This window comes from Mycoplana sp. 10N416 (assembly GCF_056394765.1).
Genome location: NZ_JBFTIM010000007.1, coordinates 227,767 through 248,320 on the forward strand (window position 1 = coordinate 227,767; position 20,554 = coordinate 248,320).

22 protein-coding genes are annotated in these 20,554 nt (G+C 61.3%); 8 read left to right on the forward strand and 14 right to left on the reverse strand.

Translation table 11 applies throughout. The features are described from left to right. Positions 1–888 (forward strand): branched-chain amino acid aminotransferase, encoded by an 888-nt coding sequence (locus tag AC1DDS_RS16305; protein WP_477479848.1) that lies wholly within the window; start codon positions 1–3, stop codon positions 886–888. A gap of 64 nt (positions 889–952) precedes the next feature. Here the strand turns inward: AC1DDS_RS16305 and AC1DDS_RS16310 are convergent, their stop codons facing one another. Together AC1DDS_RS16310 and hppD are read right to left on the reverse strand one after the other, a co-directional pair. Continuing rightward, a complete protein-coding gene (locus AC1DDS_RS16310) occupies positions 953–1,222 on the reverse strand; it encodes a hypothetical protein (RefSeq protein ID WP_477479849.1) in 270 nt (89 codons plus the stop codon). 259 nt (positions 1,223–1,481) lie between these two features. Further along, the gene (gene hppD / locus AC1DDS_RS16315) at positions 1,482–2,591 is read right to left on the reverse strand and encodes a 4-hydroxyphenylpyruvate dioxygenase (RefSeq protein WP_477479850.1); all 1,110 of its coding nucleotides are present in this window, start codon (positions 2,589–2,591) and stop codon (positions 1,482–1,484) included. 92 nt (positions 2,592–2,683) lie between these two features. Between hppD and AC1DDS_RS16320 the strand changes: the two genes are divergently transcribed. The 3 genes from AC1DDS_RS16320 to AC1DDS_RS16330 all read left to right on the forward strand — a co-directional run bounded on the left by AC1DDS_RS16320 (position 2,684) and on the right by AC1DDS_RS16330 (position 4,230). Beyond that, positions 2,684–3,184, forward strand: a complete 501-nt coding sequence (locus tag AC1DDS_RS16320; protein ID WP_477479921.1) for an Lrp/AsnC family transcriptional regulator — start codon at positions 2,684–2,686, stop codon at positions 3,182–3,184. A 115-nt stretch (positions 3,185–3,299) separates the two neighbouring features. After that, entirely contained in the window at positions 3,300–3,473 is a 174-nt protein-coding gene (locus AC1DDS_RS16325; protein WP_477479851.1) for a hypothetical protein, read from the forward strand. A gap of 115 nt (positions 3,474–3,588) precedes the next feature. Then, on the forward strand, positions 3,589–4,230 hold the full coding sequence (locus AC1DDS_RS16330; protein ID WP_477479922.1) for an MBL fold metallo-hydrolase: 642 nt from the start codon (positions 3,589–3,591) through the stop codon (positions 4,228–4,230). 87 nt (positions 4,231–4,317) lie between these two features. Here the strand turns inward: AC1DDS_RS16330 and AC1DDS_RS16335 are convergent, their stop codons facing one another. From AC1DDS_RS16335 to AC1DDS_RS16360, 6 genes are all read right to left on the reverse strand, one after another. Next, the gene (locus AC1DDS_RS16335) at positions 4,318–4,731 is read right to left on the reverse strand and encodes a BA14K family protein (RefSeq protein WP_477479852.1); all 414 of its coding nucleotides are present in this window, start codon (positions 4,729–4,731) and stop codon (positions 4,318–4,320) included. A gap of 138 nt (positions 4,732–4,869) precedes the next feature. After that, a complete protein-coding gene (locus tag AC1DDS_RS16340; RefSeq protein ID WP_192246342.1) occupies positions 4,870–5,085 on the reverse strand; it encodes a cold-shock protein in 216 nt (71 codons plus the stop codon). A 461-nt stretch (positions 5,086–5,546) separates the two neighbouring features. Beyond that, positions 5,547–6,446: a DMT family transporter gene (locus AC1DDS_RS16345; RefSeq protein WP_477479853.1), complete on the reverse strand. Its 900-nt coding sequence runs from the start codon at positions 6,444–6,446 to the stop codon at positions 5,547–5,549. A 210-nt stretch (positions 6,447–6,656) separates the two neighbouring features. Continuing rightward, positions 6,657–7,841 carry a PQQ-dependent sugar dehydrogenase gene (locus AC1DDS_RS16350; RefSeq protein ID WP_477479854.1) on the reverse strand — a complete coding sequence of 395 codons (1,185 nt, stop codon included), beginning with the start codon at positions 7,839–7,841 and terminating at the stop codon, positions 6,657–6,659. An 87-nt stretch (positions 7,842–7,928) separates the two neighbouring features. Then, positions 7,929–8,372, reverse strand: coding sequence for a hypothetical protein (locus AC1DDS_RS16355; RefSeq protein WP_477479855.1), 444 nt, complete (start codon positions 8,370–8,372; stop codon positions 7,929–7,931). A 253-nt stretch (positions 8,373–8,625) separates the two neighbouring features. After that, positions 8,626–9,525: an EAL domain-containing protein gene (locus AC1DDS_RS16360; RefSeq protein ID WP_477479856.1), complete on the reverse strand. Its 900-nt coding sequence runs from the start codon at positions 9,523–9,525 to the stop codon at positions 8,626–8,628. A gap of 343 nt (positions 9,526–9,868) precedes the next feature. Here AC1DDS_RS16360 and AC1DDS_RS16365 point away from each other — a divergent pair, with 343 nt between their 5' ends. The 3 genes from AC1DDS_RS16365 (at position 9,869) to AC1DDS_RS16375 (ending at position 11,818) form a co-directional block, all read left to right on the forward strand. Continuing rightward, positions 9,869–11,071 (forward strand): pyridoxal phosphate-dependent aminotransferase, encoded by a 1,203-nt coding sequence (locus tag AC1DDS_RS16365; RefSeq protein ID WP_477479857.1) that lies wholly within the window; start codon positions 9,869–9,871, stop codon positions 11,069–11,071. A gap of 100 nt (positions 11,072–11,171) precedes the next feature. Then, entirely contained in the window at positions 11,172–11,468 is a 297-nt protein-coding gene (locus AC1DDS_RS16370; RefSeq protein WP_477479858.1) for a nucleotidyltransferase family protein, read from the forward strand. After that, a complete protein-coding gene (locus AC1DDS_RS16375) occupies positions 11,465–11,818 on the forward strand; it encodes a HepT-like ribonuclease domain-containing protein (protein ID WP_477479859.1) in 354 nt (117 codons plus the stop codon). Before AC1DDS_RS16370 ends, AC1DDS_RS16375 begins: the two co-directional genes overlap by 4 nt. A 79-nt stretch (positions 11,819–11,897) precedes the next feature. Here the strand turns inward: AC1DDS_RS16375 and AC1DDS_RS16380 are convergent, their stop codons facing one another. Then, a complete protein-coding gene (locus tag AC1DDS_RS16380) occupies positions 11,898–12,953 on the reverse strand; it encodes a calcium:cation antiporter (protein WP_477479923.1) in 1,056 nt (351 codons plus the stop codon). A 734-nt stretch (positions 12,954–13,687) separates the two neighbouring features. On the opposite strand from AC1DDS_RS16380, the gene AC1DDS_RS16385 reads away from it, so the two are divergent. Beyond that, positions 13,688–15,391: an arylsulfatase gene (locus AC1DDS_RS16385; RefSeq protein WP_477479860.1), complete on the forward strand. Its 1,704-nt coding sequence runs from the start codon at positions 13,688–13,690 to the stop codon at positions 15,389–15,391. 452 nt (positions 15,392–15,843) lie between these two features. On the opposite strand, the gene AC1DDS_RS16390 is transcribed toward AC1DDS_RS16385, so the two are convergent. The 5 genes from AC1DDS_RS16390 to AC1DDS_RS16410 form a co-directional block, all read right to left on the reverse strand. After that, the gene (locus AC1DDS_RS16390; protein WP_477479861.1) at positions 15,844–16,809 is read right to left on the reverse strand and encodes a lytic transglycosylase domain-containing protein; all 966 of its coding nucleotides are present in this window, start codon (positions 16,807–16,809) and stop codon (positions 15,844–15,846) included. A 142-nt stretch (positions 16,810–16,951) separates the two neighbouring features. Next, positions 16,952–18,070, reverse strand: a complete 1,119-nt coding sequence (locus tag AC1DDS_RS16395; RefSeq protein ID WP_477479862.1) for an alkene reductase — start codon at positions 18,068–18,070, stop codon at positions 16,952–16,954. 47 nt (positions 18,071–18,117) lie between these two features. Then, a complete protein-coding gene (locus AC1DDS_RS16400) occupies positions 18,118–18,411 on the reverse strand; it encodes an ArsR/SmtB family transcription factor (protein ID WP_310419543.1) in 294 nt (97 codons plus the stop codon). A gap of 190 nt (positions 18,412–18,601) precedes the next feature. Continuing rightward, the gene (locus AC1DDS_RS16405; protein ID WP_477479863.1) at positions 18,602–18,976 is read right to left on the reverse strand and encodes a DUF6455 family protein; all 375 of its coding nucleotides are present in this window, start codon (positions 18,974–18,976) and stop codon (positions 18,602–18,604) included. Between the two features lie 624 nt (positions 18,977–19,600). Beyond that, positions 19,601–20,497 (reverse strand): LysR family transcriptional regulator VtlR, encoded by an 897-nt coding sequence (locus tag AC1DDS_RS16410; protein ID WP_310419550.1) that lies wholly within the window; start codon positions 20,495–20,497, stop codon positions 19,601–19,603. Positions 20,498–20,554 lie beyond the last annotated feature (57 nt).

Here is a 20,554-nt window from a genome sequence, read left to right on the forward strand (position 1 = left end):
ATGGCGGTTCCCTTTGACCAAATGGAAGGCCAGATCTGGTTCAACGGCGAGTTTGTGGATTGGAAGGACGCCAAGATCCACGTTCTGACCCATGGCCTTCACTATGCAAGCGCTGTATTCGAGGGCGAACGCGCCTATGGCGGGCAGATTTTCAAGCTGACCGAGCACAACCGCCGTCTGCATCGCTCCGCCGAGGTCCTTGGCTTCAAGATCCCCTACAGCGTCGAGGAACTCGATGCCGCCAGCATCGAGCTTCTGAAACGCCAGGGCTTCTCCGAAGCCTACGTCCGGCCGATCGCCTGGCGAGGGTCGGAAATGATGGGCGTTTCGGCGCAGAACAACCGCATCAATGTCGCCATCGCCATCTGGCAGTGGGGCAGCTACTTCAACCCGGCCGAAAAGCTGAAGGGCATCCGACTCGACATCGCCGAATATCGCCGGCCGGACCCGAAGACGGCACCGTGCGAATCGAAGGCCGCCGGCCTCTACATGATCTGCACGATCTCCAAGCATGCCGCAGAGGCGAAGGGCTATGCCGACGCGATGATGCTCGACTATCGCGGCCAGGTGGCCGAGGCGACCGGCGCGAACATCTTCTTCGTCAAGGATGGCGTCATTCATACGCCCACACCCGACTGCTTCCTCAACGGCATCACCCGCCAGACCGTGATCGAGCTCGCCAAGCGGCGCGGCTATCAGGTCATCGAGCGGGCGATCATGCCGGAGGAGCTTTCCACCTTCAGCGAGTGCTTCCTGACCGGTTCGGCGGCGGAGGTCACGCCGGTTTCCGAGATCGGCCCGTACCGCTTCACGCCGTCGACCGTCTGCGAGACGCTGATGAACGACTACATGAAAGAGGTTTATCCGGTCGCTGCAGCTGCGGAGTGATCGACCCCTGACCAAATGAGAAGGCGGCGAGATCGTTTGCCGCCTTCTCTGCATTTTCCAAGTGTTAAGCCTGCTTGCGACCCAGCACCATGCCGGCGATCGCCTGCAGCACGCCGCCGCCGATCAGGCCGCCGAGACCGTTGGCAACGAGATTGGAGAGGCCTGCCTCGCCGCCGAACGCTTGCAGAAGAAGGCCACCGCCGACGCCGCCGATCGCGCCGACGATCGTGCGGACAATCATGCTGGTGGCCTGCTGCTTGAGCATGGCGCCGACCGCGTTGCCGCCGATCGCGCCGCTGATGAGTTGAGTGATGAGTGGCGTCAATGCTTCCATGTACACTCCCCCGTATGGTCGTGCCGGAAGCGCGCCTTGAGCCTTCCGGCGATGACACGTGAAGCTGGCGTGGCCGGCAGAAGCGCGGGCGACTCACCAGCGCCGAATCCCTCGGCGCGCTCAAGGTGGTTGTAAATGTGGCAACTGTCAATTTGACCGGGAAGTTGCCCACCGGAACAGTTGATTCAACGCAAGAGCGGCCCAGTTTCGGGCCGCTTCGCAGGGTCTCTGGCCGCTGGAAGGCGGCTAGGTATGCACGCTATTCCGCCGCGTCGTTGAAGACACCGCGGCGGATCTGGTCTTCCTCGATCGATTCGAACAGGGCCTTGAAGTTGCCCTCGCCGAAGCCCTCGTCGCCCTTGCGCTGGATGAACTCGAAAAAGATCGGTCCGATCACGGTCTTGGAGAAGATCTGCAGCAGGATCTTCGTCGTGCCGCCGTCCACCACGCCTTCGCCGTCGATCAGGATGCCGTGCTGTTTCAGCCGCTCGATCGGCTCCTCGTGGCCATGGACCCGCTCGTGCGATTTCGCGTAATAGGTCTCCGGCGGCCCGGGCATGAACTTCAGTCCGTTCTCCGCCAACCGGTCGGTGGCGTCGAAGATCGCCTCCGTGCCGACGGCGATGTGCTGGATGCCTTCGCCATTGTACTTGCGCAGATATTCCTCGATCTGGCTCTTGTCGTCGGTCGATTCGTTCAGCGGAATGCGGATCTTGCCGCAGGGCGAGGTGATGGCACGGGAAACGAGGCCGCTCATCTTGCCGGCGATGTCGAAGAAATGGATCTGCCGGAAATTGAAGAGTTCCCGGTAGAATGCCCACCACTTGTCCATGTTGCCGCGGAAGACGTTGTGGGTCAGGTGGTCGAGATAGTAGAAGCCGACGCCGGCCGGTTTCGGGTCGCGGTCGCCGAGCCACTCGAATTCGGCGTCATAGGCCGAGCCCTTCGCGCCGTATCGGTCGATGAAGTAGAGCAGAGACCCGCCGATGCCGACGATCGCCGGCGCGTCGATACACTTGTCGCTGCCCTTGTATTCTTCGGCGCCCATGCCGACGGCGTGCTTCAGCGCGTGCGGCGCATCGACCACCCGCCAGGCCATCGACGGGGCGCAAGGGCCATGCTTCTCGACGAAGCGGTCGGCAAACGAGCCCTTTTCCGCGTTCAGGATGTAATTGATGTCGCCCTGACGCCAGAGGGAAATGTCCTTCGTGCGGTGCCTGGCGACCTTCGTGTAGCCCATGCGGGCAAACAGTTCCTGAAGCTTCTCCGGCTCGGGATGGGCGAATTCCACGAACTCGAACCCATCGGTTCCGGCCGGATTTTCGGCGTTGATCTCGGCCGGTGGGGCATCATGCGGGAAAGGTCCCATGGCGTTCTCCTCCTCGTGCGTCTTGACAGAAGGCAAGTATGCACCGGAGCCGCTGCATGATGTTTGCAAAGTGCATGGCCATGGGCGTCTTGATGACGTATCCTTGCATCATTTGCTGTTTTGGGGGTGGATTCGTGCATCTTGATGCGTTCGACCGTAAATTGCTGGCGCTTCTGCAACAGGATGCGCGCCTGACGAACAACGAGCTTTCGGAGCGCATCAACCTGTCGCCGTCGCAATGCTCGAGGCGCCGTGCGCGGCTGGAGGAGGAGGGGATCATCCGTGCCTACCGGGCCGAGCTCGATCGCGAGAAGCTCGACCTCGGCATCGTCATCATCGTCACCGTGACGCTTGCCACGCACAATCGCGATAATGCCCAGCGCTTTGCCCGGCTGATCACGAACTTGCCGGAGGTGCTGGAGGCGTTCTCGCTGACCGGGGAAATGGACTACATCATCAAGGTGGTGGTGCCGAACCTGAAGGCGCTCTCCGCCTTCGTCAACGACGTGCTTCTGCCGCACGAGTCCGTCGCGCACGTGAAGACGGCGATCGTTCTGGATACCTTGAAGGAGACGACGACCCTCCCGGTCTAGATGCTGGTCAGGCGAATTGTCCGCCCGAGTTCCCCGCGGAACAGAATGGCGCGTGGTGACATTATAGGTTGCAGGCCTGCAATCGATAACACCAACGAGCCGAAAGGACGTTACGATGGACGATCGGAAGCCTGCCGAAGCACACGTGGCCGCCCGCCTGCGCGCAGTGGTCTACGCCTATGTCGCAGCCAACATCGCCGTTGCTACCCTCCTACTGTCGACCGTCACCCCGACACCCTCCGCGCATGCCGGCTGGTCAGCCGGCCATCACGAGGTCGCGCAGCGCTAGAGCCTTTTCGGTTGGGATTGAAGTATTCTGCCGGACCTGCAAGGAACCATGGCATCGGGCTCATCGAGCCTCTATATGCGGGGCGAGATCATTTCCCAGCGAGGACACCATGGGCATGCTTCAGGCGGGCATCATTCCCGTAACCCCCTTCCAGCAGAACTGCACCATCCTTTTCGACATGGATACGAAGGAGGGCGTGATCGTCGATCCGGGCGGCGACGTCGAGACGATCCTCGACGTCGTCAAGCAGAACGGCATCATGCTGAAGGCGATCTGGCTCACCCATGGCCACATCGATCACGCCGGCGGGGCGAAGGAGCTGAAGGAAGCGCTCGGCCTCGAGATCATCGGCCCACATAAGGACGATCTGCCGCTGTTGCAGCGCATTGAGACCCAGGCGGAGAAATTCGGCATCGCCACGAAGGTGCAGAACGTCGTGCCCGACCGCTGGCTCGAGGACGGCGACCGTGTCGCCTTCGGCGAGCACGAGTTCGAAGTCTACCACACGCCGGGTCATGCGCCGGGCCACGTGATCTATTTCAACCGCGCCCAAAGGTTCGCCCATCTCGGCGATGTGCTGTTTCGCGGATCGGTCGGCCGCACCGACCTTCCCGGCGGCAACGAGCGGGTGCTGCTCGATTCGATCCGCGACAAGGTTCTGCCCCTGGGCGACGACGTCGGCTTCATCTGCGGTCACGGCCCGGGCGGCAAGATCGGCGAGGAGCGCCTCACGAACCCGTTCCTGCGCGGGATTTGATCGGCAGGCAGCCAATTCTATCTGGAAAAATGCAAAAGGCGGATGGGTGGCCATCCGCCTTTGATGCCGATGCAGTCAGCTTTCGCCTCAGCCAGCGACGCAGAAGTGCTCCAGACCGTCGTAGCCGCGGAAGGTGCCGGTGTTCGGGTTGAAGGAGCGATAGGTGTCGCCGCAGTAGCGATACCAGCCCGCGCTCCAGGGCTCGTAGGCGCCCACATAGGCCGGACGAGCGCGATAGACGCGGCGCACCGGACGGTATTCCGGCTCGACATAAACCCGACGAGGCGCGTAGTAGCCGTCGTCGTAGTAGGTGGGCCCGGAATTGGCGATCGCGCCGCCGACGATGACGCCGGTAACGAGGCCGGCAGCGCCCGCCGCCCATGCTGCGTCGTTGTTGTTGTGGTGATGATGGCGGTCGCGCGCCTCGGCCAGTCCGGAGGTGGTCAGCGTGGCTCCGGTGACTGCTGCGGCAAGCACTGCCGTCTTGAAGAATTTGTTCATCGTGTGGTCCCGATTTGGTCGGCAAGGCCGAACCGTTCAATGTTCAGGAGTCTAGGAGGGACCGGATGAATGCCTGCTGAACAAAAAAGAGCCCGGCAAGAATGCCGGGCCTGAACGTCATTGAAAATGAAGATCGCCTCAGCCGGCGATCTGCAGGTTGACCGCCTTCGGGCCTTTGCCGCGGCGATCGGGTTCCGTCTCGTAGCTCACCTTCTGGTTTTCGGCGAGGCCGTTCAGGCCGGAAGCCTGCACGGCGGAAATGTGTACGAAGATATCGGCGCCACCGTTGTCAGGCTTGATGAAACCAAAGCCCTTTTCAGTGTTGAAGAATTTTACAGTGCCAGTTTCGGCCATGCGTCAGGTCCTTTTCTCTCTGCCCATAAGTTTGGCGGCGGGCAGCATTTCCAGTTTGCCCCAAGGGGCGTGAGGCAGGCAGTTTCGATGTGAGGAAAGGGTCCTGTTTTAACCGCAGCCAGCCATCTGCTGTTCCGGAGGAACACATCAGCACGGCCGCCCGGAATTTTTGTCGCGTCTCCGGCGCGCTATTATTCAAGGTCTTCCCATGTTCGCAAATTGCCCGAACAGCGAAAGAGTGCTGTGTTTATTCGGAATTGGCAAGCAAAAGTTTCAATCTTCTGATATGCGGTCTCAATTCGACCATTTTTCAGGCTGTTGCACAAAAAGGCCGCAGCCATTCCGGTATAGTCTGCGGCGTTTCTTGCAAACTATATTGATTAGGTTACGCCACAGCCTGCGCGCCGAACAGCATAGCGCCCAGCGTATTTCGTTCGCATGTTCAGTAATTTGCGGCGGGACTATGCCGCGGCGGCGGCGCGTTTCTTGTCCTTCAGAAACTCGGGAACGAGTTCCGTCGCAAGCATCGCCACGAAGATGATGGCGCATCCCGCATAGCCGGCCGGGCTGATGCTCTCGCCCAGCAGGAGCACGCCGAAGAGCGCGGCAAACAGCGCTTCGCTCGACAGGAAGATCGCGGCCTGCGGCGCAGTGGTGTAGCGCTGCGCGACGTTCTGGCAGATGAAGGCAAGCCCGCTCGAGAAGAGGCCGGAATATAGGATTTCCGGCAGGGCTCCCTTTACCGCAGAGAGGCTGATCGGCTCCAGTACGGCGGCGACAGCGCAGCCGAGCAGCGCGCAGACCGCAAACTGCACCACGGACAAGGCCATGGGCCTGCCCGAGCGACCGGCGAATGCACCGACGCTGACCATCTGGACGGACCACAGCAGCGCGCTCAGGATCGTCAACAGATCGCCCGTCGTCAGGGCCGAAAAGGCGCCGCCGCTCAGCAGGAAGATGCCTGCGGTCGACAGGGCCGCGGCCGGCCAGATGATCCAATGCGGCCGCTTGCGCAGAACGAACACGGTCAGGATCGGGGTGAACACCACGTAGAGTCCGGTGAGAAAGCCGGAATTGGTGACCGAGGTGGTGAGAAGCCCCACCTGCTGCGATATGGCGGCCAGGAAAAGCGCAAACCCGGTGAACAGGAAGCCTATGCGGTCCCCCGACCGCACCGGTGTCGCAGCGCGCTTCTTCTCAACCAGGGCGAAGGGCACGGCGACTAGCGTTGCAATCGCGAACCGCAAACCGATGAACCATATCGGCCCGAGCGTCTCCATCGCCGTCGACTGCGCGATGAACCCCGCACCCCAGATGGCACCAGCAATCAAAAGGAGGAGGTTCGCCTGGACGCGCGACATGATGATCCTGAGTTTCGGATTGAGTGGGTAGGGAGGGTGCTTGTTGCTGAACGATACTTGACTTTTACGAGAAACGGAGTGGCCGTTCCGTTAGCAGACGGCCAAAGCGCGAGCAAGTCCCGGGCATGCCGGTGCGGGGGCGCCGGGGCGCCGGGGTGATTGGCTGTCCGGCCGGGCAGCCCCGTTACGCTGGTGGGAGGCGCGTTTGGCCTACTGAGAGGAGGGGGCGCGATAAATCCGAAGCAGTTGTCCGTTGTCCTCGTCCGTCAGCATCAACACCGCCCCATCGGGCGCGACCTTGACATCGCGCAGCCGCCCGAAGCTGCCGTCGAACATCCGCTCCTCTCCGACAATGGCGCCCGTCTCGTCGCGCTCCAAGCGTACGAGCATCTGGTATTTCAGAGCAGCGACAAGGAGATTGCCGTCCCACTCCGGGAACATCGCACCCCGATAAACGGCGATCGCCCCCGGCGCGATGGAGGGATCCCAGTAGTAGGCGGGCTGCTCGTAGCCGTCCTTGGCCGTTCCTTCGCCGATCTCCGCCCCGGAATAATCCTTGCCGTAGGTGATGACCGGCCAGCCATAGTTCTTGCCCGGCAACGGATAATTGACTTCGTCGCCGCCGCGCGCGCCGTGTTCGACGGTGACAAGCCGGCCGTCCTTCGGGTCGATGTCGATGCCTTGAGGGTTGCGGTGCCCTTTCGACCAGATCTCCGGCAGTCCGCCGCTGTGGCCGGCAAAGGGGTTGTTGGCCGGAATGCTGCCATCGGCATTGATGTGCAGGATCGATCCGGCGTGGTCGCGCGGGTTCTGGGCGCGATCCCGCTCGCCGCGGTCGCCGATGCCGAAGAAAAGGCTGCCGTCGCCTGCGATTGCGATGCGGGATCCAAAATGCATCCCCGTGCGGCTGAACCGGTTCATGGCGAAGATGCGCGTGACGTCTTCAAGGCTCTTTTCGTCGTGCGACAACCGCGCGCGTGCGACAGCCGTTCCTCCGCCGCCAGGTCCAGAAGCACTGTAGGTCAGGAACAGGGTGCGGTCGGTGGCGAAGTCGGGCGAAAGAGCCAGGTCGAGCAACCCGCCCTGGCCACGTGCGAAGACGGGCGGGATCCCCCGGATCGGCGCGGACACCTTCCCGTCGCGGATGATGCGCAAGGCGCCGGGCCGCTCGGTAACAATGTAGGCGCCATCCCGAAGCACCTCGACGGACCACGGATGGTCGAGACCGGTGGCCAGCGTCTCGACCAGCAAGCTCGCCTTCTTGCTGGTGAATTCCTGTGGCTCGGCAGCGGCGGGAGCGAGCGCCAGGGCATGCAGGGTGAGCGTGGTAGCCGCGAGCCGCCCTGCACATTTTAAAGCTTCGCCCAGCCACTTGCCGGTCAACAGGTCCAGCATGACATCTCCCTTTTCATAATAACTGAAGCGGGAGGCTTGCGTTTTCAAGATGCCTGCGCCGTGCGGGCAAACATTCGCGGACCGGCTTCAGGCCTCACTGCGCCAAGGTGCTGGCGGTCTGTGCCGGGTGCCTCGGTTCATCAACTGGCCGATACCCGCCACGACGATAAAGCCCGCAAGGACGAGCGCGACCGTCAGCCGGTGGTCGATCGTCGACGCTGCGTGCGCATCCGGGATCGTGCTTGCTGTTGTTGTCGGGTCGATGTGGGTGGCGGCCGTGTCCTTGAGCACCGTGTTGGGCTTTGCAGGCTGATCAGAACCATCCAGACTGACGGCGAGCAGCACGTGGGTGTCGCCGATTTCGCCCTGGATGACCAGGCCGTCGTCGTCCATCAGGTCGGCCTGGGCAACGTTCATCAGGCCGAACAGCATCAGCACGCAGGCCGCAAGCGCCGTCACGGTGATGTAGAAGACCGCGCGGCCTTCTCTTTTCCTGAAATTCCTTGCCGGTTTTTCGTCGTCGATGAACATATCTCTGTCCCCTGGCTTTCGCGTCCGACGAGCTTGGCGCCCGGTTGCGAGGGGCAGAAGGCACCCGCAAATCGGCCTCAGGGGGACTAAAATGCGGCACTTCCCGACAGTTGTTGTGGTGAAAGCATGGCGGTTGCAAAATGCCGGACCATACGCCGATTTGCGCGAATAGACGGTCCGGTTTGAACGTCTAGGCCGCCACGCGCGCGTAGCGGCAACTGGCGGAAGGTTGCTTGCGACGTAGCGCCCTTCCTCAGGCGATACGGCGTCCAAACCTCGGTGCGGTCCGAGGCGCTCGGTTCGCCGGCGTTGCGAGACGAGAAACAGGGGGCAAGACGCCGACGGTGCCGCCGGCTATCGCCGGAAAGTCGGCATTGAGCGAGGTCGGCACGATCTGTGGCCGCCCCAGCAGGTAGCCCTGCATCAGCGGCATTCCCATTTCCCGGCACAGTTCGACCTGTGCGGCCGCCTCGACGCTCGGTACGATCGCGCGGACTCCCTCGCGTTCGAGTTGTGCGACGATCACCCGCATCAGCGCGACCCCGGCCGAGTTGCCGGCAAACCGTTGCATCCAGACTGGATCGAATTTCAGGAAGTCCGGCCGCAGTCGCGAAAGTCGGTCAAGGTCGTGGTCCGTTGCCGAATACTCATCGATCGCCACGAGGAAACCCGCCTCGTGCAATTGCCCGGCAAAGCGCGCCAACGCCTCCAGGTCATCACCGGGGCGCTCGCGAATCTCGCAGGCGATCCGCGCCGGCGCCATCCCCGCCTCATGCGCGGCAAGCCGCATCCGGTCGATTTCCTGACGGATCGCATAAGAAGAAGTGAACAGGCCAGGCTGGGAATTGATCAGCAGCGTTACGTCGTTCCGGCCCAGAAGGCCGGCATTGAGGATGTGGAGGCTGCGGCAGAGGCTGTCCACCAGCGGCTGGTCTTCCTCATCGATCAGGGAAAAAAGTTCAGCCGGTGGAATATGCACGCCGTCGCGGCTTGCACGAACCAAGCCTTCGATTGCCTCGAGCTCGAAGATGCCCTCGCTTGTCTCGCGCAGGATCGGCTGCAGTGCCGACTGGAGGAGATACGGCCCATGCAGAGCGGAAACGTTTCCGTCGGTGTCCCTGGTGAGATTGGAGAATATGCTGCGTTCTATCATCTGCGGTCATCCGGTGCGTTCCGGCCTGCCGGAGCGCTTCCACACGATAATGCTACACCTGTTAATCTGTCTTAAAGATTTCCGATCGAATGCCGTGCTGTTACCGGATTTGCAGTCATTCGATGCATTTTAGCGGGAATGCCGGCGCGCAACCCATTCCTGCCGTTGATGACGTCGATGAAACTTGTTCATCTGGCGCCTCAGACCGCGGTGGACCGCGCGTTTTTTCAGCGCGAGCCTTGCAAGGCCCGGCTAGTTTGGCCATAGACCTTACCGTCATGGGCCCTTGAGAGGCGCTCCATGGCCTCACGCTGTCTTTGAACCCGAAAACGGACAACTGACCATGGCCTTTCTTGCCGATGCCCTTTCCCGTGTGAAGCCCTCCGCCACCATCGCCGTCTCGCAGAAAGCGCGCGAACTGAAAGCCAAGGGCCGCGATGTGATCGGCCTTGGAGCCGGCGAGCCGGATTTCGATACGCCCGACAACATCAAGCAGGCGGCAATCGACGCGATCAACCGCGGCGAGACGAAGTACACGCCGGTCTCCGGCATTCCGGAACTGCGCGAGGCGATCGCCAGGAAGTTCAAGCGCGAGAACAATCTCGACTACACCCCAGCGCAGACGATCGTCGGCACCGGCGGAAAGCAGATTCTTTTCAACGCCTTCATGGCGACGATGAACGCGGGCGATGAAGTCGTTATCCCAACCCCTTACTGGGTCTCCTATCCGGAGATGGTGTCGCTCTGCGGCGGCACGCCGGTGTTCGTCGCCACCACGCAGGAAAACAAATTCAAGCTGACGCCCGAGGATCTCGACCGGGCGATCACGCCGAAGACGAAATGGTTCATCTTCAACTCACCGTCCAACCCCTCGGGTGCCGCCTATACCCATGACGAGCTGAAGGCGCTGACCGACGTGCTGCTGAAGCATCCGCATGTCTGGGTCCTGACGGACGACATGTACGAGCACCTGACCTATGGCGACTTCAAGTTCGCCACCCCGGTCGAGGTCGAGCCGAAGCTTTATGACCGCACGCTGACGATGAACGGCGTCTCCAAGGCCTATGCGATGACCGGCTGGCGGATCGGCTATGCCGCCGGGCCGCTCAACCTGATCAAGGCGATGGACATGATCCAGGGCCAGCAGACGTCGGGCGCCTGCTCGATCGCCCAGTGGGCAGCCGTCGAGGCGCTGAACGGTCCGCAGGACTTCATCCCGGCAAACAAGAAGATCTTCGAAGGTCGCCGTGACCTCGTCGTCTCCATGCTCAACCAGGCCAAGGGCATCGACTGCCCGTCCCCTGAAGGCGCCTTCTACGTCTATCCGTCGTGCAAGGGCCTGATCGGCAAGACGGCGCCGTCGGGCAAGGTGCTCGAGACCGACGAGGACTTTGTCTCCGAGCTTCTCGAAACCGAGGGCGTTGCCGTCGTCCACGGCTCGGCCTTCGGCCTCGGCCCGAACTTCCGCATCTCCTACGCCACCTCTGAGGCGCTGCTCGAGGAAGCCTGCAAGCGCATCCAGCGCTTCTGCGCCGCCTGCAAGTAAGCTACCGCCTCGGAGAAGGACTGCAAACCCGCCAGCGATGGCGGGTTTTTTGTTGCGGTTGCGCGCTGGAGTGGCTTTCTGCCACATGCTATGAAGAGCCATGAACCGTAGCGATGCCATTGAAGCGCTTCGACGGAACGCAGAGCCTGTACGTGCTATGGGCGCTACGGCGCTGTTCCTGTTTGGCTCCACGGCACGTGACGAGGCCGCCATTGGAAGCGATGTTGATCTCTTCATCGACTATGACCCCGTCCGGAACTTCTCCCTGATTGACCTCGTGGGCATCAAGTTGTTTTTGGAGGATCGGCTGGACACAACGGTCGATGTCACCACTCGAAGCAGCCTGCACCCTCTGCTTCGCGAACGAATTGAGCGTTCGGCGGTGCGCATATTTTGACCAAGCTGATCAAGCCAGTTCTGCTTGAAATCCTGGACGTGATCAACGGCGTTGAAACGGCGACGCGAACCAAGAGCTTCGACGATTTCAAGGAGGATTGGGTCCTTCGGTTGGCAATTCAGCGCGCCCTTGAGATCGTCTCGGAAGCCAGTCGGCGCATTCCGGACGAACTCCTTGCCGCCCAACCGGAGATACCTTGGCGACAGATCCGCGGCATCGGAAACATCCTGAGGCACGAGTATCACAAGATTGCCGATGACATCGTCTGGTCCGTGATCGTAACGAATTTCCCACCGTTGCGGGCTGCCTGCACGTCAATGCTTTTGCGGATTTCCGATCACGAAGAATGACGGCAATCGCGTTCGCAATCCGATTCAATTGCCTTTGTCGGTGAATCCGAAAAATTCAGCAACGCTTTGGAATACCTTCCTAAAGCCCGATCACGGTCAGCATCACGAAGGTGGCGAACAGGATGAAGTGGGTCATGCCCTCGATCGCGTTCGTCATGCCGTCGTTGAGGTTGATCGCGGCAACGACCAGGGTAATGACGGTCATGACGCTCTGCACCGGCGTCATCGCCATGACGAAGGGCTGGCCGGTGTAGAGCGCGATGGCCTCCATTACCGGCACGGTCAGGATAACGGTCGAGAGCGAGGCGCCCATGGCGATGTTGACGACCGACTGCATTCGGTTGGCAAACGCTGCGCGCATTGCGGTGAGGATTTCGGGGGCCGCCGAGATTGCCGCGACGATGACTGCCATCAGCGCGGGCGGTGCGCCGCTGCCTTCAAGGCCGGTGTTGAGCGTCGCCGCCATCAACTCGGCGAGCGCGCCGATGACGACGACGCCGGCAAGGATGATGAGGATCGAGGGCAGGGCGGGTTCGTCAGCCTCGGGATGCTTCTCCAATGGCCCGCGCTGGTCCGCGCGCGGATAGGCATAGCTGAAGAAATAGCTGTGCCGGCCAACCTGCAAACGCAGGAAGAGCGTATAGAGCGCCACCATCGCGCCGATGGTGAAGGCGGAGTAAAGCTTCCAGCTTTCGCGCGGCACGAACTCCGGCACGATCATCGAGATGCCCATGGCCGTCAGGATCATCACGCCGTAGGTGCGGCTGGAGTCGTCATTGTAGGGTTGCTCGCCATGGAGCAAGCCGCCCATTAGCGCGGCAAGTCCGATGATGCCGTTGATGTCGAGCATCACCGCCGCGTAGATCGTGTCGCGCACCAGCGTCGGCGATATCGCGGCCTGCATCATGATCCCGAGCACCACCACCTCGACCAGGACGGCCGAAAGGGTCAGGATCATCGTCCCATAGGGATCGCCGACCTTGACGGCCAGCACTTCGGCGTGGTGGGCGACGCGCGTCGAGGCAAGGATGATCGTCGCGACGAAGGCGAAAGCCGCAACCAGGGTGACGGCGCGTCCAGCCGCCAGGATGTGGTGCTCCGTTACGTAGGCGCCGATCGCCACGAGCAGGGCGATCAAGAGATATTTTTCCTGGTTGGTGCGGCGCAGTTTCGTCACGATCAGTTTCCGTGCCTGCGATCAGCGATTGGCATCTATCCTCCGCAAGATAATGCTGATGCACCGATTGGCAACGGGAAACGGGGGGACTGCTTTTGGCCCGAAGCTGGCGATTGGCGACCTTGGCGCGAGTGACCGCAACACGCCCGCAAGTCGGTCATTCAGAGTATCGGATCTTGCTCCTGGAAGCCGACGGTCTGCTTGGGGAGTGATCGGAAAGCGCCAAAAGCGGCCACTCCTGGTATCCGAAATGTGCTGCTATGCGAAACTACACGCTTCAAGGATTTTGCATTCCGACAATCACGGCATCTGGTGACTCGCCGTGGGCTGGGAGTAGGTCGTGTTCTCTGCTGCGGATTGGGTGCTGCGCATGAGTAACCCATCCGCATTACTCATGCAAAAATACATCGCCAAAAGACGCAGGCATCGATTGGAAGTGTGCAAATTCGCTACCCCGGCGCGGTTCCAAAAATGCGGAATACATCTTGAAACTAGCCAGTTCCGCACCATGGTTTTGACCGTGCTAGAGTTTGCGTCTCAATGCACCAATCGGCATCACGTCTCGAAATATCGACCAGCAGCTACGGGCCTTGGCGCTGTTTCGGTGCCACGAAGCGCGGCGTCATTGCTTCATTGCGCTTCGGACGTAGTCATTCGTCATTGTGCAAGCTTCTCTGAAGGAGGAACATGAAATGCCTCGTACAAGAGCGATATGCATTGCAGCAGCATTAGCCGCGACGAGTATTCTGGCTGGCACGGCGAGTGTCCGAGCGCAGGAAACCAGACCCAACATCCTGTTCATCATGGGCGATGACATCGGCTGGATGCAACCCAGCATCTATCATCAGGGCCTGATGGTGGGCGAAACGCCCAACATCGATCGCATCGGCAATGAGGGTGCGAAATTCCTGACATACTACGCCGAGCAGAGCTGCACGGCCGGGCGCACCGCCTTCATCACCGGCATGCAGCCGGTGCGTGTCGGCATGGTCCTGCCGGAAATTCCCGGAAGCCCGTCCTACCTTCGGGCCGGCACGCCTCACCTCGCCAAGTTCCTGTATGATCTCGGCTACTCGACAGGTGAGTTCGGCAAGAACCATCTCGGAGATACCACCGAATCCTTGCCGACGGCACACGGGTTCCAGGAATTTTGGGGCTACCTCTATCACCTCGACGCCATGCAAGGGGTGAGCTTCCCCGATATCAACAAGACCCCAACCGAGCAGGGGATCGCGCCGCCCTGCAGAAACACGCCGATCCCAGGACTTACGCAGGATCCCGGGGCCGTCGATCCCAAAACAACAACGTGCCTGACGCCGCCGCGTCCGGTGCTCGCGTGCACATCCTCCGATGGGTCGCCGGCCAATCAGACATGCAAGGACGAAGGGCCGCTGACGCTCGAGCGCTCCAAGACGATCGACGAGGAGATTTCAGGCAAAGTCATCGACTTCCTCGACCGCAACGATCCGAAGAAGACCAACAAGCCGTTCTTCGTCTGGTACAATCCGGCCCGCATGCACATCACGACGGTCTTGCCGGACAAGTATCTGGCGATGGTCGGAGAACCCGGCGGCAAGGACTGGGGCGTCAACGAAGCCGGCATGAAGCAGATGGACGACAATATCGGCTACGTCCTGAAGAAGCTCGAGGAGATGGGCGAACTCGACAACACCATTGTCGTCTTCACCACCGACAACGGCGCCGAGACGATCACTTTTCCAGATGGCGGCACGACCCCATTCAAGGGTGGCAAGCTGAGCACCTGGGAAGGCGGCATGCGGGCACCGCTGGTCGTGCGATGGCCCGGCCATATCCAACCCGGAACGGTCAAGAACGACATCTTCGCCTCGCTTGACTGGCTGCCCACCTTCGTCGACATCGCCGGCGGCCCCAAGGGCGACGGGCTGAAGAAACAGATCGAGGCGGGCAAGTATCCCGGGATCGTCAAGACCACGCTCGACGGGATCGATCAGCGCGACTTCCTGGAAGGGAAGTCTCCATCCGCGCGCGACTCTTTCTTGTACTATTCCGGCAAGGAGCCGTCCGCGGTACGCTACAAGAACTGGAAGATGTATTTCGCCATGGTCTCCGACGATCCGGCTGGCTTCATTGTCGGGGTGATGCCGTACGCCTGGACGCAGGTCGTCAACATCAAACGTGATCCGTTCGAAACCTCGGTCGGTCAACAGATCAAAACACTCATGGGTGTCGGCGGCGCCATCGCCTCTCCGTCCACCGCCTATCAGTATGACTGGAACGTCCTGCCCATCGGCCAGCAGTTGTGGCTGAAGCATCTCGAGACCTACATCGACTTCCCGCCGCTTCAGGACCCTGCAAGCTACAATCTGGAGCAAGTGATGCAGCAGGTCCGGAATATGAAGGTAGGTCACGACTGACGTGCAGGCGAAAAACGACGTCGCAGCAGACGCCCTTCGGGGCGTCCGTCATCCTGTTTTATCCGGATGGAGGGGGGCGACATGCGTTCGAAACATCTGGCTGGACTTTCCCTCGGGCTATATGCGCTTTTCGCGGTTGCCACGGACCAGGGCGGCGTCACCTTGCGCGCAAAGCTCGCTGACGAAAAGTCAGTAACTTACTCTGTATTGGACGGAACGTCCGCTTGGGCCGCCCCGTCTAGCTAAGCCACCGAGCCGCTAACGGCCCCAAGCCAGTCGAAGATGTGCGATGGCCTGAATGTCCGCTACTGGCGCAAAGCAGCCGTCGGCAAGCCCACTTTCTCCCGAGCGGTGCGACACGATGAGGATCCTTACGGCCGCTTTTGCCTCGCCCGTCATGCCCCCAGAGCATAGGCGCTTGCCGGCTGAGTTCGGATAGACAATAGCCGATTTCAATTGCGGAAGACGACGCAGGCGCCGCCGGCGTTGCGGATCCGGCCGCAGAGATCGTCGGCCTCTTCCCGTGTCTGCCGGCCGATGCGGGCGGTGTAACGAGGCCGGATGCCGAAGCCGGGCATGCGCTCGCGCTGGATGAGCGGCTTTTCCGCGTTCAGCGGTGAGGGCAGTCGTTCGACCGCCATCATGAAAAGACGGTAGGCGGCCGGCTTGTTGAAGTGCGAGGCAAGCTGCACGCCCCATGGCGCCCAGGTGCCGTCGTCCGTTGAAATGATCTCCTTCATCTGCCGGCTCGCGGCGAGCGCGATGCAGGCCTCGAGGAAGGGCTTGTCGCTGTCGAGCGCCAGATCCAGTTTTTCCGGCGGACTGTCCTTCCACTGTTCGGCCGTATGAGCCGTGATCGCGATCACATAGGCACGCGTCTCGAAGGGGAGGCTGCCGTTGACGAGAAAATTCGCCAGCCCGCCTTCGCCGGCATTGTAGGCGGCGGCCGCCAGGCCGAGATTGCCGAAGCGATCGCGCAGGTCGGCCAGGTACTCCGCGGATTTGCCGAGCGCATCCAGCGCATGAAAACTGTCCTTCAGCCCACGCATCCTGGCCGTGCCCGGCATGAACTGGGCGATCCCTTCCGCTCCCTTCGGACTGACGGCGTTCGGGCGGAACAGGCTCTCGCGCCAGATGAGCCGGGCGAAGTACTCCGGTGGCAGCGCATTGGCCGATGCAAAGCCCTCAATGGCCGTGCAAATATCGCGATTGAAGGTTTCCTGGCGCACGCAGAGCCGGGAGCCATTGGCCATCCGCGTGGAATAGAGGCACGGGGGTGGTGCGCGCCATTCGGACTGGCCGGCCGCAGTCCGCGGAGCAAGCGGAGCGACCGCGAGCAATGTCGCCAGCCAGACCGCAGGCCGCAGCGGCAAGGTTTTCCGGCACGAAGTTCTGCGTCGCCGCTCATTCGCAGACATCGCTTCGACCCTCGAGGCTCAGACGTTATCCAACTTGATAACATCGACTGGGCCGGGGGCGGAAGACCGAATGGTGCAAGTCGGTCTCCGGCCTTCGTGTCAGAGTTGGGCGGACGCAGTCACCGCGTCCGCCTTGTACGCTTCAAGCGGCGTTATCCAGTGCCGGATAATCGGTGTAGCCCTTTGCGCCGCCGCCGTAGAACGTCGCCTGGTCGGGGGCGTTGAGAGGTGTATTCTCACGCAAGCGCTCGACAAGGTCCGGGTTGGCGATGAAGAGCTTGCCGAAGGCAACCAGATCGGCATCGCCGCTCTCGACGGCTTTCACCGCCAGTTCCCGGTCGTAGCCGTTGTTGACCATCCAGGCGGCCTTGCCGCCCTTGTCGCGGTAGGTCGCCTTCAGCGCGGCATAGTCGAATGGCGCGGTTCCCTGCTGGTGGTCGCGCGCCCCTCCGGTCGCCCCCTCGATCACATGGATATAGGCGAGGTCGTTCGGCAGGCCTGCAACGACATGGTTGAAGAGCGGCTGGGGATCCGGATCGAAGGAGTCGTTTGCCGGCGTTACGGGCGAGATGCGGATGGCCGTGCGACCGGCGCCGATCTCGCTGGTGATCGCGTTCACGACCTCGAACAGGAAGCGTGCGCGGTTCTCGATCGAGCCGCCATAGGCATCGGTGCGATGATTGCTGCCGGACCGCAGGAACTGGTCGAGCAAGTAGCCGTTGGCGGCGTGGATCTCCACGCCGTCGAAGCCGGCGTCGATCGCAGCGCGCGCAGCCTTTCGGTAGTCCTCGACGATCCCGGCGACTTCGGAAACTTCGAGTGCACGGGGCTCGGAGGTCGGCGCAAAGCCGCCGGTGCAGTCCTCATTGCGGATGTAGGTCTTGGATTTCGCCGTGATGGCCGACGGGCCGACTGGCTGGCCGCCATTTGGCTGCAGGCTGGTGTGGGAGATACGGCCGACATGCCACATCTGCACGACGATCTTGCCGCCGGCGCGATGGACGGCGTCCGTCACGTTCTTCCAGCCGGCGAGTGCCTCAGCCGTGTACAGGCCCGGCACGTCTGCGTAGCCCTGGCCCTGATGTGTGATCGCCGTGCCTTCGGTGATCAGGAGCCCGGCACTGGCCCGTTGCTCATAATAGGCGACGTTCAGCGTATTGGGCACCGCCTCGGGCGAACGGTTCCGTGTCAGCGGTGCCATGACGATGCGGTTGGCAAGTTGGATGTCACCGACTGCAATGGGGTCGTGGAGACTGGTCATGGGTAGTCCTTTTATGCTTGGGAGGGATGGAACGCCTGGAGGGGCGTTCAGAGGGTGGCGTTGATATGCTTGAGGAACGCGCCGATGGTTTCCTCGTTTCGACTGTAGAAGATCCACTGGCCGACGCGCCGGGTGGTGACGAGGTTGGCTCGCTGCAGGACGGCGAGGTGGGCCGAAACGGTCGACTGCGACAGCCCGCAGCGTTCGAACTGGCCGGCGCAGATGCCCATGTCGAGGGGTTGCTCCTGGCTGCTGAAATGCAGCTCCGGCTCGCGGAGCCAGTTGAGAATCTGCGTGCGTGCCGGGTGGGCCAGGGCTTTGAGAATTTCGTCGGCGTCCATCGTTGTCTCGCTTCGTCGCATCGCGATACAGCGATATTTATATCGACTATTTACGATATAGGAAGTCACAAGCGCGTGAACGCCTTAGAGCAACGAAAAAAGGCATGGTGGAGCAAGGGCCTCAGGGGCGCTTGTTCGACCATGCCGGAGTTGCCGTGCTACCCGCCGGCACTGCGGCGGGAATTGGACATCAGTGCGTTACGCCCGCTGTCGCGCCCGATCGCGTTCGAACCACGCTGGACTCCCCCTGAAATTCCGCCAGAACGTCAGAATTGTTGCAGAAGGCGACATGGTCGATTGCGATCGTTCCCTTGCGGATGCTTTGCCGGCAGGTCGACTTGTGGGAGCACACCGCGCAGACGCGCGTCATGTCGTTGAAAGCGGTACTGTCCTGGTGTCGGACTGCTTCGGTGTCGATGCCGAGAGCCATCATCACACTTCCCAGCTCAACGGCGGCGCGGGGTCCGCGTCTGACCACATCGCGCAACTGATCGGGTGTCAGCCCACAGTCGGCGGCGAAAGTATGCATTTCACCCGGTCCAAGCTGAGCAAGCTTGCGATGCATTCGCGCGCCTTCGCGATAGTCCTTCCAGCGGGTTGTCATTATTTCCATAACGTTGTGCAGCAGTGAGTGGTCCGACATTGGGTGCTCCTCCTTATGAAGGTATGCTGCACCCCCCGGCTCCTCCGTTCTTTGCGTAAAAGCAAATCCGGGCCGCAAAATCCGAACGCCGTCATCGGTCCGCAAGCGGGCAAAAAAAGAGGGCCACAAGCGAAGCTTGGGCCCTATAGGTGTGAAGGTAAAAACCTCCAGAGGGGAACAGCCGACGCGGCGGTACTGGGAGGAGAAAACCGCCAAGCGCGTCGACTGAGAGCGATATGGGGCGGGCGGACTGACATTTCAAGGGAACGAAATGCCGCATCGCGAAAAGTAGTGAGAAAAGTGGGTGAAAAGTATTCACAAGGCAAAAAAAGAGGGCCGCAAGATAAACTTGGGCCCTTTATAGTTATGAAGGTAAAAACCTCCAGAGGGGAACAGCTGCTGCGGTGGCACTGGGAGGAAAAGCCACCAAAAGTGCATCAGCTGGGTGCGATATGCTGGTTTTCTGAGCAGACATCAATCATTTAATGTGCATGCCAGCCATGCATGGGACGCAGGCCTTTCGGCGGAGCCGCGCGCAATGCGGATCTAGAAGTTCCAGTTGCGCGCCTTCGCGACGATGAAATCGCGGAAAACCTTCAGCTTCGCCGCGTTCTTCATTTCGCTCGGATAGCAGAAATAGGTATCGAAAGATGGAACGTCGGCATTCGTGACAAGCTGCAGCAGTCCCGGATCGCGGCCGACGATGTAGTCGGGCAGCATGGCGATGCCGATACCGAGCAGGCAGGCACGCTTGATCGAGGTCAGGCTGTTGATCTGCAGCACGGAGGGGCGGGGATTGTCGGAATCGCGCCCGGCAATCTGCAGCCAGTTCACATCGAGCAGGTAGTTCGGCGCCGGCTCGCCGAAAGTGATGATCTTGTGATGGTCGAGATCATCGATCGACTGCGGCTCGCCGTAGCGGTTGATGTAGGAGGGCGCGGCATAGACGTGCATATGCACGGTGAAGAGTTTGCGCTGGATCAGGTCCGACTGCTGCGGCTCGCGCAGGCGGATTGCGCAATCGGCGTGGCGCATGTTGACATCCAGCTCCTCGTTATCAAGCAGGAGCTGGACCTGCATGTCCGGATAGAGCGCGAGGAACTCTTGCACCTTGTCGGTCAGCCAGCCCTGGCCGAGGCCGACGGTGGTGGTGATCCGGAGCTTGCCGCTCGGCTTCTCGGTCGTCTCGGTCAGTTGCACACGCACGCTTTCGAGCTTCATCAGCACTTCATGCGCCGTGCGATAGAGGATCTCGCCCTGCTCGGTCAGGATCAGGCCGCGGGCGTGGCGATGGAAGAGCTTGATGCCGACGTCCTGCTCCAGCGCGCTGACCTGGCGGCTGATGGCGGACTGTGAAAGATGCAGCTTGTCGGCTGCATGCGTGAATGAGCCGGCCTCGGCTGCGGCATGGAATATCCGCAGCTTGTCCCAGTCGAGCGCCATTCTGTCTTTCCCCCACATGTCTGTAGGGCGGGGAACTCATGGTTTCCCGCCCGGTTG

Bases quoted from the DNA above. Each gene is read 5' to 3' on its own strand.
- AC1DDS_RS16410 (WP_310419550.1), bottom strand. From the start codon at position 20,497: ATGGCGCTCGACTGGGACAAGCTGCGGATATTCCATGCCGCAGCCGAG.
- AC1DDS_RS16335 (WP_477479852.1), bottom strand. From the start codon at position 4,731: ATGAACAAATTCTTCAAGACGGCAGTGCTTGCCGCAGCAGTCACCGGA.
- AC1DDS_RS16355 (WP_477479855.1), bottom strand. From the start codon at position 8,372: ATGTTCATCGACGACGAAAAACCGGCAAGGAATTTCAGGAAAAGAGAA.
- AC1DDS_RS16310 (WP_477479849.1), bottom strand. From the start codon at position 1,222: ATGGAAGCATTGACGCCACTCATCACTCAACTCATCAGCGGCGCGATC.
- AC1DDS_RS16390 (WP_477479861.1), bottom strand. From the start codon at position 16,809: ATGTCTGCGAATGAGCGGCGACGCAGAACTTCGTGCCGGAAAACCTTG.
- AC1DDS_RS16385 (WP_477479860.1), top strand. From the start codon at position 13,688: ATGCCTCGTACAAGAGCGATATGCATTGCAGCAGCATTAGCCGCGACG.
- AC1DDS_RS16405 (WP_477479863.1), bottom strand. From the start codon at position 18,976: ATGCATCGCAAGCTTGCTCAGCTTGGACCGGGTGAAATGCATACTTTC.
- AC1DDS_RS16345 (WP_477479853.1), bottom strand. From the start codon at position 6,446: ATGTCGCGCGTCCAGGCGAACCTCCTCCTTTTGATTGCTGGTGCCATC.
- AC1DDS_RS16400 (WP_310419543.1), bottom strand. From the start codon at position 18,411: ATGGACGCCGACGAAATTCTCAAAGCCCTGGCCCACCCGGCACGCACG.
- hppD (WP_477479850.1), bottom strand. From the start codon at position 2,591: ATGGGACCTTTCCCGCATGATGCCCCACCGGCCGAGATCAACGCCGAA.
- AC1DDS_RS16330 (WP_477479922.1), top strand. From the start codon at position 3,589: ATGCTTCAGGCGGGCATCATTCCCGTAACCCCCTTCCAGCAGAACTGC.
- AC1DDS_RS16370 (WP_477479858.1), top strand. From the start codon at position 11,172: ATGAACCGTAGCGATGCCATTGAAGCGCTTCGACGGAACGCAGAGCCT.
- AC1DDS_RS16325 (WP_477479851.1), top strand. From the start codon at position 3,300: ATGGACGATCGGAAGCCTGCCGAAGCACACGTGGCCGCCCGCCTGCGC.
- AC1DDS_RS16395 (WP_477479862.1), bottom strand. From the start codon at position 18,070: ATGACCAGTCTCCACGACCCCATTGCAGTCGGTGACATCCAACTTGCC.
- AC1DDS_RS16320 (WP_477479921.1), top strand. From the start codon at position 2,684: ATGACGTATCCTTGCATCATTTGCTGTTTTGGGGGTGGATTCGTGCAT.
- AC1DDS_RS16305 (WP_477479848.1), top strand. From the start codon at position 1: ATGGCGGTTCCCTTTGACCAAATGGAAGGCCAGATCTGGTTCAACGGC.
- AC1DDS_RS16350 (WP_477479854.1), bottom strand. From the start codon at position 7,841: ATGCTGGACCTGTTGACCGGCAAGTGGCTGGGCGAAGCTTTAAAATGT.
- AC1DDS_RS16340 (WP_192246342.1), bottom strand. From the start codon at position 5,085: ATGGCCGAAACTGGCACTGTAAAATTCTTCAACACTGAAAAGGGCTTT.
- AC1DDS_RS16360 (WP_477479856.1), bottom strand. From the start codon at position 9,525: ATGATAGAACGCAGCATATTCTCCAATCTCACCAGGGACACCGACGGA.
- AC1DDS_RS16365 (WP_477479857.1), top strand. From the start codon at position 9,869: ATGGCCTTTCTTGCCGATGCCCTTTCCCGTGTGAAGCCCTCCGCCACC.